Source organism: Stenotrophomonas sp. YJH_SMC_54 (genome assembly GCF_059368435.1).
Map to the genome: position 1 here is coordinate 143331 of NZ_JCAFRS010000006.1, position 14094 is coordinate 157424.

The 14094-nt window shown below is 68.5% G+C and carries 12 protein-coding genes; 8 read left to right on the forward strand and 4 right to left on the reverse strand.

Annotated features, from left to right (window positions below):
• Nucleotides 1–155: 155 nt before the first annotated feature.
• The 5 genes from AC5P5S_RS09305 (at nt 156) to rnt (ending at nt 3490) form a co-directional block, all read left to right on the forward strand.
• On the forward strand, nt 156–512 hold the full coding sequence (locus AC5P5S_RS09305) for an HvfA family oxazolone/thioamide-modified RiPP metallophore (RefSeq protein ID WP_005408786.1): 357 nt from the start codon (nt 156–158) through the stop codon (nt 510–512).
• Entirely contained in the window at nt 499–1374 is an 876-nt protein-coding gene (locus AC5P5S_RS09310) for an HvfB family MNIO-type RiPP peptide maturase (protein ID WP_062607527.1), read from the forward strand. Before AC5P5S_RS09305 ends, AC5P5S_RS09310 begins: the two co-directional genes overlap by 14 nt.
• On the forward strand, nt 1367–2122 hold the full coding sequence (locus AC5P5S_RS09315; protein WP_062607525.1) for an HvfC family RiPP maturation protein: 756 nt from the start codon (nt 1367–1369) through the stop codon (nt 2120–2122). Before AC5P5S_RS09310 ends, AC5P5S_RS09315 begins: the two co-directional genes overlap by 8 nt.
• Nucleotides 2123–2148: 26 nt before the next feature.
• Nucleotides 2149–2670, forward strand: a complete 522-nt coding sequence (locus AC5P5S_RS09320) for an HvfX family Cu-binding RiPP maturation protein (protein ID WP_005408783.1) — start codon at nt 2149–2151, stop codon at nt 2668–2670.
• Between the two features lie 169 nt (nt 2671–2839).
• Nucleotides 2840–3490 (forward strand): ribonuclease T, encoded by a 651-nt coding sequence (gene rnt / locus AC5P5S_RS09325; RefSeq protein WP_032965690.1) that lies wholly within the window; start codon nt 2840–2842, stop codon nt 3488–3490.
• Nucleotides 3491–3681: 191 nt separating this feature from the next.
• Here rnt and AC5P5S_RS09330 read toward each other — a convergent pair whose 3' ends face one another.
• The 3 genes from AC5P5S_RS09330 to AC5P5S_RS09340 all read right to left on the reverse strand — a co-directional run bounded on the left by AC5P5S_RS09330 (nt 3682) and on the right by AC5P5S_RS09340 (nt 9030).
• Entirely contained in the window at nt 3682–6708 is a 3027-nt protein-coding gene (locus tag AC5P5S_RS09330; protein WP_062607520.1) for a ligand-binding sensor domain-containing diguanylate cyclase, read from the reverse strand.
• 177 nt (nt 6709–6885) lie between these two features.
• On the reverse strand, nt 6886–8295 hold the full coding sequence (locus tag AC5P5S_RS09335; RefSeq protein WP_005408780.1) for an ATP-binding protein: 1410 nt from the start codon (nt 8293–8295) through the stop codon (nt 6886–6888).
• Nucleotides 8296–8301: 6 nt separating this feature from the next.
• The gene (locus AC5P5S_RS09340; RefSeq protein ID WP_005408779.1) at nt 8302–9030 is read right to left on the reverse strand and encodes a response regulator; all 729 of its coding nucleotides are present in this window, start codon (nt 9028–9030) and stop codon (nt 8302–8304) included.
• Nucleotides 9031–9234: 204 nt separating this feature from the next.
• Here AC5P5S_RS09340 and AC5P5S_RS09345 point away from each other — a divergent pair, with 204 nt between their 5' ends.
• From AC5P5S_RS09345 to AC5P5S_RS09355, 3 genes are read left to right on the forward strand one after another with little or no spacing between them, the layout of a single operon-like run.
• Nucleotides 9235–10479: an efflux RND transporter periplasmic adaptor subunit gene (locus AC5P5S_RS09345; RefSeq protein WP_005408778.1), complete on the forward strand. Its 1245-nt coding sequence runs from the start codon at nt 9235–9237 to the stop codon at nt 10477–10479.
• Nucleotides 10476–12434 carry a MacB family efflux pump subunit gene (locus tag AC5P5S_RS09350; RefSeq protein ID WP_005408777.1) on the forward strand — a complete coding sequence of 653 codons (1959 nt, stop codon included), beginning with the start codon at nt 10476–10478 and terminating at the stop codon, nt 12432–12434. Before AC5P5S_RS09345 ends, AC5P5S_RS09350 begins: the two co-directional genes overlap by 4 nt.
• Nucleotides 12431–13870: an efflux transporter outer membrane subunit gene (locus AC5P5S_RS09355; protein ID WP_033834108.1), complete on the forward strand. Its 1440-nt coding sequence runs from the start codon at nt 12431–12433 to the stop codon at nt 13868–13870. The genes AC5P5S_RS09350 and AC5P5S_RS09355 overlap by 4 nt, the downstream gene beginning before the upstream one ends.
• On the opposite strand, the gene AC5P5S_RS09360 is transcribed toward AC5P5S_RS09355, so the two are convergent.
• Complete coding sequence (locus AC5P5S_RS09360; RefSeq protein WP_065183348.1) at nt 13842–14075, reverse strand: hypothetical protein; 234 nt, start codon at nt 14073–14075, stop codon at nt 13842–13844. The genes AC5P5S_RS09355 and AC5P5S_RS09360 overlap by 29 nt on opposite strands.
• Nucleotides 14076–14094 lie beyond the last annotated feature (19 nt).

The following is a 14094-nucleotide window of genomic DNA, read 5'->3' on the forward strand; positions in this document are numbered from 1 at the left end:
CCCGGTGCGAACCTTCCGGATGCTTCTGTAACAAACCTCACGAAAATTTGAGTTCTTGGCGAGGATTCGTTGAGTAGGATCGCTGCACCATCGTTTCCACCGGCATCCCTGCCGGCCATCCGGGCACCCGCCCACACCACCCAGGAGCACGACCGATGAGCAGTTCCAACAAGACCCTGTCCCTGCTGACTGCTACCGCCCTGGCCGCCGGCCTGGGCATGACCGCCAGTGCCTCGGCCCTGAGCATGAGCGACCTCGCCCAGGGCTACCTGGTTGCCGGGCAGGCAGCCAAGGCCAGTACCGACGCCAAGGCCGCCGACACCAAGATGGCCGCTGACGCGACCAAGCATGCCGAAGGCAAGTGTGGCGCCGACGGCAAGACCGCCGAAGGCAAGTGCGGCGCCGACAAGGGCAAGGCTGCCGGCGCTGCGGCAGGCGCCAAGGCCACGTCCGGCGACAAGAAGGCGGCCGAAGGCAAGTGTGGCGAAGGCAAGTGCGGTGGCAAGCACTGACGTCCGCGCCAGCGTCGTCAGCCCGCGGTCGCCGCTTCGTGCGGCGGCCGCCGGGTTGGGGCTGCGCCGGGCGCTGCTGCAGGAGCTGCGTGATGCACCGGCGGGCGACTTCGATTTCCTCGAATGCGCGCCGGAGAACTGGATCCATGTCGGTGGTCCTGCCGGGGATGCACTGGCCGAGCTGGCACAGCGCCATCCGCTCAGCTGCCACGGCCTGTCCCTGTCGCTGGGCGGCAGTGCGCCGCTGGATACCCGGCTGCTGGAACAGGTCGGCCAGTTCCTGGAAAAGCACCGCGTGCCGCTGTACAGCGAGCACCTGAGCTACTGCAGCGACGACGGCCACCTGTACGACCTGCTGCCGATTCCATTTACCGACGAAGCGGTACGCCATACCGCCGCACGCATCGCCCGTGTCCAGGACCTGCTGGGTCGCCGCATCGCAGTGGAGAACGTGTCCTACTACGTGGCGCCGGAGCCGGCGATGGACGAGCTGGCCTTCACCAACGCCGTGCTCGCCGAGGCCGACTGCGACCTGCTGCTGGACGTCAACAACGTCTACGTCAACGCCTGCAACCACGGCTACGACGCCGACACCTTCATTGCCGGGCTGCCCGCAGAACGCATCGTCTGCCTGCACGTGGCCGGGCACCTGGACGAGGCACCGGACCTGAAAATCGATACCCATGGCAGTGCGGTGATCGACCCGGTCTGGGCGCTGCTGGCACGCACCTATGCGCGCATCGGCCCGCGCCCTACCCTGCTTGAGCGCGATTTCAACTTCCCGCCCTACGCCGAACTGCAGGGCGAGCTGCAGACCATCCGTCGCCTGCAGGCGACGCACGCCGGGGGCGCACATGGCTGATGCTCCCGACACGCTGCGCGCGCAGCAGCACGCATTCACTGCCCATCTGCGTGATCCACAGGGCGTGCCGCCACCGGCCGGGCTGGAATCACGCCGGGTCGCGGTATACCAACGACTGCTGTTCAACAACCTGCTCGGCCTGTTGAGCAACGGCTTCCCGGTCTGCGTGCGCCTGCTCGGCGAACCGGCCTGGAGCGGACTGGTGCGCCAGTACTTCGCGACCCATCGCTGCCAGACACCGCTGTTCACCGAACTGGCCGCCGAATTCGTGCAATGGCTGCAGGCGCAGCCACAGCTGCCGCATCCGGCGTTGGCCGAACTGGCCCACTACGAGTGGGTGGAAACCGCGCTGTACCAGCTGGATGCCGAACCGCTGCCGGCGCAGGACGACACCGACCCGCTGCGGCTACCGCTGCAGCGCTCGCCGTTGGCATGGCCGCTGCTGTACCAGTGGCCGGTGCACCGGCTCGGTGCCGAGGACGCACCGACCGAGCCGCCGGCCGAGCCGACTGGCCTTCTGGTGCGCCGCGATGCCGACGGCGAGGTGCGATTCGCCGCGCTCAGCCCTCTGGCGGTGTTCCTGCTGTCCAGCATCGGCGAACAGCCTGGGCTGGAAGGACAAACCTACCTGCAGCAGCTGGCCAGTGGACACGGGCTGGCCGAGGATGCGCTGGCCGAACCCGGTGCCGCGCTGCTGCGGCAGTTCCTGCAGGCCGGCGTGATCGGCCCGCTCACAGCCCCTCCCTGACACACCTCATTCGCGGAGACCCCCTGATGAACCTTCCGACCCTGGCCACCGCGCGTGGCCAGCTGGACCGTCTCGCCCCCTGGTTGGCCCCGCTCGGCCTGCGCCTGCTGCTGGCCTGGGAGTACTTCGAATCCGGCCGCGAGAAACTGCACGGCCAGAACTGGTTCGCCGACCTGCAGGATGCCTTTCCGTTCCCGTTCGATCAGCTGCCGAGCACGCTGAACTGGCAGCTGGCGACCTGGTTCGAACTGGTCGGCGCGGCCTGCCTGCTGTTGGGTTTCGGTACGCGTTTCGCCGCCGCCAGCCTGCTGGTATTGACCGTGGTGGCCACCTACGCCGTGCACTGGCCGATGCAATGGGACTCGCTGGGCGACCTCGCGATGGGCTATGCGATCACTGACCAGGGCTTCGGCAACTTCAAGCTGCCGGTGCTCTTTATGGCGATGCTGCTGCCACTGATCTTCAGCGGCGCCGGTAGGCTGAGCGTGGATGCGTGGTTGGCACGGTGGCAGCCATCGGGCACGCCTGCGCGGCCAGCAGTCCGGTAGATGCCGATCTTGGTCGGCGCGCATCGTGCCAACCCAGGTTGGCACCTACCGGAATCCTGGGCGCGCGGTGCACCGGTAGGTGTCGACCTTGGTCGACACGCTCCTGCGCAGGGAGCCCGTGCGCCACAGGCTGGCCGGGCGCTCGAGGCCGCTCTGCTAGAATTCACGCATGAATGACCCCACTCCCGCACCTGCCGCCGCCTCCGATTCCGCAATCCCCCAGGCGCAGCGCGCGATGTCACAACGGTTCCGCGGCTTCCTGCCGGTGGTGGTGGACGTGGAAACCGGCGGCTTCGACAGCCAGCGCAACGCCCTGCTGGAAATCGCCGCGGTGCCGATCGAGATGGATGAGAACGGCCTGCTCTACCCCGGCCAGACCGCCAGTGCCCATGTGGTGCCGGCCGAGGGCCTGGAGATCGACCCGAAGTCGCTGGAAGTGACCGGCATCATCCTCGACCACCCGTTCCGGCTGGCCAAGGAAGAGAAGGCCGCACTGGACCACATCTTCACCCCGGTACGCGCGGCGATGAAGAAGTACGGCTGCCAGCGCGCGATCCTGGTCGGCCACAACGCCCATTTCGACCTGGGCTTCGTCAACGCCGCCGTGGCCCGGACCGGCCACAAGCGCAATCCGTTCCATCCGTTCAGCGTGTTCGACACCGTCACCCTGGCCGGCATCGCCTACGGGCAGACGGTGCTGGCGCGTGCAGCCACGGCCGCCGGGTTGGGCTGGGATGCGAACGAAGCGCACAGTGCGGTGTATGACACCGAACAGACCGCACGATTGTTCTGCACCATCGCCAACGCCTGGCCGCGGTAAGACAGCCAGCGGCGGAGCCCCTCGTGGCGTGAAGCAAATCAGCGGTCGGGCCGGACAAGGTGGGTTCGCGGGGGACGCCGTGAACCCGCCCCTGGGGGCATAGCCGCACTTCTCTGGTGGGTGCCGACCGTTGGTCGGCACCGCCGGTTGGTACGACAACACCAGTAGATCCACGCCATGCGTGGATGCGATCAACCAATACTCGTACGATCGCGGCCGTCGCTCTTGGCGCGGTACAGCGCGCGGTCGGCGCGCTGGTACAGCAGCGCCGGGGTGCGGTCATCGGCATCCAGTTCCACAAGGCCTGCGCTGAAGGTCACGCGCAGGCCCGCTACACCGGCCCAGTCGGGGTGGTCATGGAACAGGCCGCGCAGGCGCGCGCACAGCTGCGCGGCTTCTTCCAGGCGGGTGTCGTTGAGCAGCAGCGCGAACTCCTCGCCACCGGTACGCGCGGGCAGGTCCGAGTCGCGGCAGGCCGCGGCGATCAGCCTGGCCACCTGCACCAGCACCGCATCGCCGATGCTGTGGCTGTGGCGGTCGTTGACGTCCTTGAAGTGGTCGATGTCCAGCACCACCAGGCACAGCGGGTGGCCGCTGCGCTGTGAACGGGCGAAGTCGCGCGCCAGCGTTTCATCGAAGGCACGGCGATTGGCCAGCCCGGTCAGCGCATCCTCGCGCGCTTGCCGCTCAAAGGCCTCGGCCTGCCGTGCAAGGCGCTCGGCCAGCTCGGTCTTTTCCTGGTTCAGCGCCTGCAGGTGCACGGTCTTGGCCTGCAGGTCGAAGGTTGCCTCGTCCACGCGCCGTGCCAGGCGCAGGTTGCTGGCCTTCAGCTGCTGCAGCAGCAGGCGGTACAGCACCACCAGCCCAGCCAGCAGCAACAACCCGCCCAGCAGCTGCACGCTGCGGCGTTGCCACCAGAACGGCTCCACCGTGAAGCTCCACACGGCTTCCTGCTGGCCCCAGGCCCCGCCTGGATGCGCCGCCGACACGTGCAGGGTGTAGTCACCCGGAGGCAGGCCGACGAACTCGACGCTGCGCTGCGGGCCGCGCTCGACCCAGCCGGTGTCCAGGCCATCCAGCCGCGTGCGATAGCGGATCCGGTCCGACATCAGGTAACTCAGGCCCACATAGCTCACCGCCAGACGTCGGCCGCCGGGAATGTAGTTGCGATCCGGGCCCTCCCAATGCACGGGTGCGCCATCCACCTGCACGCTCTCGATCGCTGCCGGCGGTGATGGGCGCTCGCGGAAGCGCTGCAGGCGTAGCGGGTCGACGGTGCTCAGGCCTCCGGCGGTGACCACCCAGAAGGTGCCGTCCTGGCGCAGGATGGCCGATGGCCCGGAGCTGCCGTTGGCCTGCGCGTTGGCCATGCCGTCGATCTCGTTGTAGCGCTCCACCACCACTCGTGGTGCGCGGCCATCGGCCACGGCATTGAGGGTCGCCATGTCGGTGCGCAGCACGCCGCGGTTGCTGCTGATCCACACGTTGCCAAGACGATCCGGCACCAGCTGGAACACCGCATCCACCGGCATGCCCTGCTCCAGGCCGACGCGCGCCAGCTTTCCGCCGAGCCAACGGTACAGGCCGCGGTCGCTGCTGATCCACATCGCGTCGCCCAGCTGGTGGAAACCGAACACACTGCGGCCCCCGCCCATCGGTGCCAGGTCGATCGACTGCACGTGGTCGCCACGCAGCACGCGGATGCCCTCGATGGTGCCGATCCACAGGTTGCCCTGGTGGTCATGCTCGAGTGCGGTGATGAGGCCACCGGGCATGCCCGGGGCAGTCGACACCTGCACTCGGTCGCCGTCGATGCGTACCACGCCCTTCTGCGTACCCGCCCAGACCCTGCCCTGCGGATCGACACTGATCGCGCGGATGTTGCCACCCGGCATGCCGTCGGCTGCCGCATAGTTGTGGCGGAGACTGCCATCGCGGTCCAGCCGGTAAACGCCGTCGCCGAACGTACCGACCCACAGGTCGCCGTCCGGCCCCTGCGCCAGACTCAATACCGATGGCGCCTTGCCGCCGCGGTTGTGCAGGGGAACCGCGCGGAAGCGGCCATCGGGTGTCTGCAGGTCGAGACCACTGGCACTACCGACCCACAACTGGCGGTCGCGGTCCTCCAGCACCGTGCGCACATAGTCGCCACTGAGGCCATCGCGCTCGGTGTAGCTGCTGAACAGTGTTTCGCGCAGGCGGTACAGGCCACCGTTGGCCCCCACCCAGATGCTGCCTTCGGCATCCTCGCGCAGGCTGACCACGCGCCCGCCCGGCAGGTTCAGGCCGGCCGGCAATCGTTCCAGACCATGCGCCGAGATCCGCAGCAGGCCCTGGTTCTCGGTTCCCAGCCACAGGTCGCCGTGCCGGTCCTGCAGCATCGAGGTCATGTGCAGCTGTCCCGGCAGCCGGTGCACCAGCACCAGCTGATCGTCCTCCACGCGGTACAGGCGCTCGCCAGCGACGATCCACAGCGCGCCATCAGGAGCCCGGTACGGCCAGGACAGGCCGGTGCCGGCACCCAGGCCCCACGCCGCGGGCGCGCGCTTGAGCACGCCGTCGTTGTCGCGCAGCACCAGCCCGTCAAGCGTGCCAACCCAGACCCGGTCCTGCGCATCGACCACCAGCTTGGTGAAGCTCATCGCCATCGGCAGGTCGGCCGCCGGCGCCTGGTAGACGATGCCCTTGTCCGGCGTGAGATAGCCGATGCCCTTGCCTTCGTACAGCAGCCACAGGCGCCCCTGGCTGTCCATCTGCATGGACTGGATCAGCACCTGCGGGGTGTCGGCCTGATGCTCCCAGACCCGCCACTGGCCGTCGTTGCCACGATGGCTGACGTTACCGCGCGAATCACTGATCCACAGCCCTCCCTGCCGATCGACCAGCAGTGCGCCGATGCCGTTGTCGCGCAGCCCCGGGCGGGTGCTGCGGTCGAACACGGTGAAATCCAGGCCGTTGTAGCGGACCAGGCCTTCCCAGGTGGCAAACCACAGGTGCCCCTCGGGGGTCTGCGCGATATCGCGCAGGGAGTTGTGCGGCAGGCCATTGCGCGAGGTCCACACGTCGATGGCGTAGTCGCGCAGCGGCGGCGCGCCCTCCTGCGCGGCCAGCGGCAGCGCCAGCACCAGCAACAGCCACAGCAGACCGCGCTGCAGTGCCTGCCTGGCCTTCGAAACGCGGCGCTCCACCCAGCACCCGTTGTCCCCTGACCTGCCCATCAGCTCGGCGGCAGTGGCCGGTAGCGGCTGCAGGGCATGACAGCAAGCGGGAACGACCGGGCAACGCGGAACGGCGTGCCGTCAGGAACGGGCTGACTCATCGGGGAGAAACTGGGGAGATGCGCAGATGATAGGCCAAACCCTGGCCCCGGCGTCATCGCGTGCGTCCGGCGGGGCTCAGCCGGGCCGGCCAGGCGGCACCACCTGCGCACTGGCCGGCCACTGCACCACCGCCTCCAGACCGCCCTCGGCACGGTTGCGCAGCCACAGCCGCGCGCCATCCTTCTCGGCCAGGGCGCGCGCGATGGTCAGGCCCAGCCCGGCGCCGCCGGTTTCCCGCGAACGCGAGGTTTCCACCCGCACGAACGGGTCGAACACGGCCTCCAGCTGGTCTTCCGCCAGGCCCGGGCCATCGTCGGACACCATCGCCGTGATCGTGCCGCCGCTGCGTTCCACCCGCACGCGCACGCGGTGGGCATACATCACGGCGTTATCCACCAGGTTGGAGAACAGACGGTGCATGGCCAGCGGGCGCAACATCAGCACCGCACCGGTGCCGCCCTCGAAGACCACGTCGGCACCACCCTCTGCGGCGTCTTCCACGATGCTTTCCAGCAGCGAATCCAGATCCAGCGCGGCGCGCTGCTCGGCGCTCTCGGCACTGCGGGCCAGCTCCAGCCCTTCGCGCACCAGTGCCTGCATCGCCGCCAGATCGCCGATCAGGCGCTCGCGCAGCACCTCGTCGCTGACGTTCTCCAGGCGCAGGCGCAGGCGGGTCAACGGGGTCTGCAGGTCATGGGTGATCGCCGCCAGCATCTGCGTGCGTTCGGCCAGGTGCCGCTGCAGGCGGTGCTGCATGGCATTGAAGGCCTCGGCGGCGCGCTGCACCTCGCGCGGCCCGCGCAACGGCAGTGGATCGCGCTGCAGATCGTCGCCGAGATCCTCCGCGGCTGCCGCCAGCTCCTGCAGCGGCGCACTGGCCATGCGCGCAACGATATAGGCCAGCACCGCGATGGCCAGCACCAGCAGGGTCAGGAACCACGGGTCCACGGCCAGAATGCCGTTGTGGGCCACTGCTGGCGAATCCAGCGCCAGCTTCAGCAGCGTACCGTCGTTGAGCGTTACATCGACCGCGCGGCACTTGGGCGGAATGAAGGCCGGATCGCGCTCACGCGGATGCCGTCGGTGCCCCGGCGGCGGTGGCGGCAGCAGATCCTGCAGCTTGGGAATGCAGGAACGGAACGAGGTGAAATGCACATGCGCGCGCGACACCGGGCCGGGCCGGTCATCCAGGACTTCCATCAGTGCGGTATCCGCCCGCCCCAGGCGCGCGCCGGGCTGCAGCGCACGCACGCTGGGCCCACCGATCTCAAGCAGTCGCTCGCGCAGTTCGGGATTGCCATCGAGCAGGTTGACGTAGCCCTGCAGGCGGTCGGCGATGCGGTTCAGGTTCTGCCGCTCGAACTCCTGCTGGCGTTTGGAGGTGGCCAGCATGGTCGCGCCGATCGCAGCCACGCTCATGCCCAACAGCAGGATGACGAACAACCGCCCGACCATCGAGGACAGGAAATGGCGCAGGCGCTTCATGACGGCTTATTCCAGGTTCACCGAGGAGGCCAGCACGTAGCCTTCGTTGCGCACGGTCTTGATCAGGCCATCCGGGCCACCGTCATCGCCCAGCTTGTTGCGCAGGCGGCTGACCTGCAGGTCGATCGCGCGATCCTGCGCCTCGTAGTTGCGGCCGCTGCTGAGCGCGACCAGCTGTTCGCGCGACAGCACCTTGTTGGCATGCGCGATGAACACGCGCAGCAGGCGGAACTCGGCACCGGACAGCACTACCACGCGGTCGTCCGGATCGACCAGGTGGCGATGCTCCAGGTCGAACACCCAGCGCGAGAAACGCGCACGGCGCACCGCCAGCGGCTCCAGGTTGGCCGGCAGCGCCTCGGTCCGGCGCAGCACGTTGCGGATGCGCGCCAGCAGCTCGCGCGGTTCGAACGGCTTGGCCAGGTAGTCGTCGGCGCCCATTTCCAGGCCGAGCACGCGGTCGATCGGCTCGGCGCGCGCGGTCAGCATGATCACCGGCGTGTTCGAGCGCGCCCGCAGGTCGCGACACAGGGTCAGGCCATCCTCGCGCGGCAGGTTGAGGTCGAGCACGATCAGGTCCACGTGTTCGCGGTCCAGCAGCTGGCGCATGGCGGTGCCGTCTGCGGCCGTGCTCACCTGGTAGCCGGCGCGGCCGAGCTGCTCGGCCAGCAGGGTGCGGATGTCGTTGTCGTCGTCGACGATCAGCAGTCGATGCATCGTGTTTTCAGTCTCCATGTCGCGATCATCCCGTGTCGGCAGCTGAACCGCATCCGGGGCAATGCGTACCAGTGTATCCAGCCATGAGCGGGATACCTGTGGTTACGCGTATTCGCCGACAGTGTTACATAGAGACATACCCCGAGGATTGAGCCGCCTGTCGCCCGGTCTTCACAATGCCCACCAACGCCGCCGCCGCGGCCCCGAGAGTGAAGCCACGACGTGACGTTCCGCCTGTTGCCCGCGACCCGCCGTGGTCGCCTGATACTGATCGCCCTGCTCGCCCTCATCGTGGCCGTCGCCGCTTGGTGGCTGCTGCGCAAACCCGCCGCCCCGGCGGTGGCGACCACGCCGGTCAGCCGCGGCGACATCGAGCAGACCGTGGAAGCCACCGGCGTGATCGACGCCTACAAGCTGGTCAGCGTCGGTGCGCAGGCCTCGGGCCAGATCAAGTCGCTGAAGGTACAGCTGGGCGATACCGTGAAGGAAGGCGACCTGATCGCCGAGATCGATGCCACCACCCAGCAGAACCAGGTGCTCAACGCGCAGGCTTCGCTGGACCAGGTCACCGCCCAGCGCGCCGTGCAGCAGGCCACCCTGCGCCAGGCCGAACTGGAGTTCGCGCGCCAGCAGCAGATGCTGGCGGCCGAGGCCACCTCGCGCCAGGAATACGATGCCGCCGAAGCACAGCTGAAAACTGCCCGCGCCCAGCTGCAGTCCTACGAGGCGCAGATCAAGGGCCGCCAGACCGAGCTGGGCACCGCCCGCGCCAACCTGGCCTACACCCGCATCACCGCGCCGATGGATGGCACCGTGGTGGCGGTGGTGGCCGAGGAAGGCCGCACCGTGAACGCCAACCAGACCGCGCCCACCATCGTGATGCTGGCGCGGCTGGACGTGGTCACGGTCAACGCCGAGATCTCCGAGGCCGACGTGGTCAAGATCAAGGCCGGCATGCCGGTGTACTTCACCACCCTGGGTGACCCCGACCGCAAGTACCACGCCACGCTGCGCCAGATCAATCCGGCGCCGGCCTCGATCGCCAACGAGAACTCGTCCAGCTCCAGCAGTTCGTCCAGCTCCAGTTCCAGCAGCGCGGTCTACTACAACGCGCTGTTCGACGTGGAAAACCCGGACGGCACCCTGCGCATCGACATGACCGCGCAGGTCTCGGTACTGCTCAAGCAGGCCAAGGACGTGCTGATGGTGCCGGCGGTGGCGCTGGGACCGAAGCGCCGCGGCGACGAGCGCATGGTGAGGGTGCTGGACGACAAGGGCCAGCCGCAACCGCGCAAGGTCACCGTGGGCATCAACAACGGCGCCTCGGCCGAAATCCTGTCCGGGCTGAAGGAAGGCGAACGCGTGGTGGTGGGCGAAGCCGGTGCGGCCGGTGCCAGCGCCGGCGGCGGCAACCGCGGCGGCATGCAGATGCGGGTCGGCGGCCCGGGCATGGGTCCGCGCCGATGAGCACGAAGGCGCCGCTGCTGCGCCTGCGCGACCTGCGGCGCGAATTCCCGGCAGGCGATGATGTGATCGCCGTCCTGCGCGACGTCAACCTGGATATCCACGCCGGCGAGATGGTGGCGATCGTCGGCCAGTCCGGCTCGGGCAAGTCGACGCTGATGAACATCCTCGGCTGCCTCGATCGCCCTACCCGCGGCAGCTACCAGGTGGCCGGCCGCGAAACCGGCAGGATGGCGCCGGATGAACTGGCCGAACTGCGCCGCGAGCATTTCGGCTTCATCTTCCAGCGCTACCACCTGCTGGGCGACCTGGATGCGCGCGGCAACGTGGAGGTACCGGCCGTGTATGCCGGCAGCCCGGGCGCAGTGCGCAACGCGCGCGCCGAGCAGCTGCTGCAGCGGCTGGGCCTGGGCGACCGCATGCACCACAAGCCGGGCCAGCTGTCCGGTGGCCAGCAGCAGCGCGTGTCGATCGCACGTGCGCTGATGAACGGCGGCGAGGTGATCCTGGCCGACGAACCGACCGGCGCGCTCGACACGAAATCCGGCGAGGAAGTGATGGCGATCCTCGGCGAGCTGCACGCGGAAGGCCACACCATCATCATCGTCACCCACGACATGAGCGTGGCCGAACACGCGCAGCGCATCATCGAAATCCGCGATGGCGAGATCATCGCCGACCGCACCAATCCGAACGCACCGACCTACCGCGCGCAGCGCGAGGCCAGCACCGGCGTGGCCCGCGGCAACAGCTGGCGGGCGGCCCGTGACCGCTTCACCGAAGCGTTCCGCATGGCCCTGCTGGCGATGAACGCACATCGGCTGCGCACCTTCCTGACCATGCTCGGCATCATCATCGGCATCGCCTCGGTGGTCTCGGTGGTGGCGCTGGGCAATGGCTCGCAGCAGCAGATCCTGCAGAACATCAGCGCGCTCGGCACCAACACCATCGACGTCTATCCCGGCCGTGGTTTCGGTGACATGCGCTCGGCGCGGGTACAGACGCTCAAGGCCAGCGATGCCGATGCACTGGCAAAGCAGAGCTACGTGGACAGCGCCACCCCCAGCGTGTCGACCTCGGTCACCGCGCGTTACCGCAACCAGTCCTCCACCGCCCAGGTCAGTGGCGTCGGCGAGCAGTTCTTCCGGGTCAAGGGCGTGACCCTGCTCAGCGGCAGCTTCTTCGATACCGATGCGGTGAAGGGCCTCGGCCAGGTGGCGGTGATCGACGAGAACACCCAGACCCAGTTCTTCCCCGATGTCGATCCGGTCGGCCAGGTGATCCTGCTCGGCAACGTACCGGCACGCGTGGTCGGCGTGGCCAAGCGCCAGAGCTTCGGCTTTGGTGGCAGCACCAGCCTCAGCGTGTGGGTGCCCTACACCACGGTGATGTCGCGCATGCTCGGCCAGAGCCACGTTTCCAGCATCACCGTGCGCGTGGACGACGACACGCCGATGGATGCGGCGCAGGAAGCGATCACCCGCCTGCTGACCCTGCGCCACGGCACCGAGGACTTCTTCCTCAGCAACAGCGCCGAGATCCGCCAGACCATCGAGCAGACCACGCGCACGATGACCCTGCTGATCGGCGCCATCGCCGCCATCGCGCTGCTGGTCGGCGGCATCGGCGTGATGAACATCATGCTGGTCTCGGTGACCGAGCGCACCCGCGAAATCGGCGTGCGCATGGCGGTGGGGGCACGGCAGAGTGACATCCGCCAGCAGTTCCTGATCGAAGCGGTGCTGGTGTGCCTGCTCGGTGGTCTGCTCGGCATCGGCCTGGCCCTGCTGCTGGGCTCGATGATCGGCCGCTTCGCCAGTGACTTCCAGGTGCTGTTCTCCACCGCCTCGATCGTTGCCGCGTTCGCCTGCTCGACCCTGATCGGCGTGGCATTCGGCTTCCTGCCCGCGCGCAACGCCGCGCAGCTGGACCCGGTGGAGGCCCTGGCCCGCGAATGAAGATGATGACCCGACTGCCCTTCCCTGCTCCCTCGCGCCTGCTGCTGGTGGGCGCTGTTCTGCTTGCCCTCTCAGGCTGTGCCTCGGTGGGCCGCTACCCGGTGCAGGCCCCCGACGTGGCGGCCAGCTACGGCCGTGGCGATGCCACCCTCAACGCACCGGCCGACGACCCGCGCAGCAGCCTGGATACACCGGGCCGCGACATCCGCCAGGACAGCTGGTGGACGGGCTTCGGCGATGAACGACTGAACCGCCTGGTGGCGCAGGCGCTGGCCGCCAACAGCGATCTGGCCGCCGCTGGCCTGGCCGTGCAGCGGTCGCGCCTGCAGGCCGGCCTGGCCAGCAATGCGCTGTGGCCGCAGCCTTCGTCGTCCGGCGTCAGCGGCAATGCCAGCCGCGCCACCGATCAGGCCGACGACTGGCGCCGCAGCTATTCCACCGGCGTCTCGCTGGGCTGGGAGGTCGATCTGTGGGGCCGTCTGCGCACCCAGCGCGACATCGCCCGCTGGGAAGCCGAGGCCAGCGAGGAAGACCGGCAGAACACCGCGCTGCTGGTGATCGGCGACACCATCACCCAGTACTGGAACCTGGCCTATCTCAACCAGTCCATCGCCACCGGCCAGGCCAACCTGGAGCGGCTGGAGCGCACCCGCGACCTGGTGCAGGCCCGCTTCGATGCTGGTGCGGTATCGCGCCTGGAAGTGCGCCAGGCGCTGCAGAACCTGCAGTCGCAGCGCTCCTCGCAGAGCGCGCTGGAACAGCAGCGGGTGGAGGTGCGCAATGCACTGACCGTGCTGCTGGACGGCACGCCCTGGCCGCAGCAGGACGAACCGCAGGACCTGCTGGGCGCACGCAGCCCCGGGATCAACGAAGGCCTGCCGGCCGAGCTGCTCGGCCGCCGTCCCGACCTGCGCGCGGCCGAACTTCGCCTGCGCAACAGCCTGAAGACCATCAAGGTGACCGCTACCCAGTACTACCCGGCGCTGAGCCTGACCGGCAGCCTCGGCTCCAGTGCAACGTCGCTGGGTGACGTGCTGCGCAACCCGGTGGCCACGCTGGGCGCCGGCCTGTCGCTGCCGTTCCTCAACCTGCAGCGCGCACAGCTGGATACCGACATCGCCGGCACCAGCTATCAGATCGCCGCGACCAATTTCCGCAAGACGCTGTACACCGCGCTGTCGGAAGTGGACAACGCGCTGTCGGCACGAGAGCAGCTGGCGCGCCAGGTGGCGGCCTCGCAGGCGTCGTACGACGAAGCAGTGGAAGTGGAGCGCGCGCAGGAAGTGCGCTACCGCGTAGGTGCCACCGACCTGCGCACCTGGCTGGAAGCGCAGCAGACCCGGCGTGATGCCGAGCTGTCGCTGGCGCGCGTGCGCCAGGGCCAGCTGAACAACGACGTCACCCTGTTCAAGGCACTGGGCGGCAGCGCGGGGTGAGGCGGCAAGGGCGCCAACCCGGGTTGGCGACTACCCGGTGGGTGTCGACCTTGGTCGACACGGCAACGATCCGGTAGGTGTCGACCTTGGTCGACACGGCAACGATCCGGTAGGTGTCGACCTTGGTCGACACGGCAACGACCCGGTAGGTGTCGACCTTGGCCGACACGGCAACGGCCCGGTAGGTGTCGACCTTGGTCGACACGGCACATGGAAAAGAGATC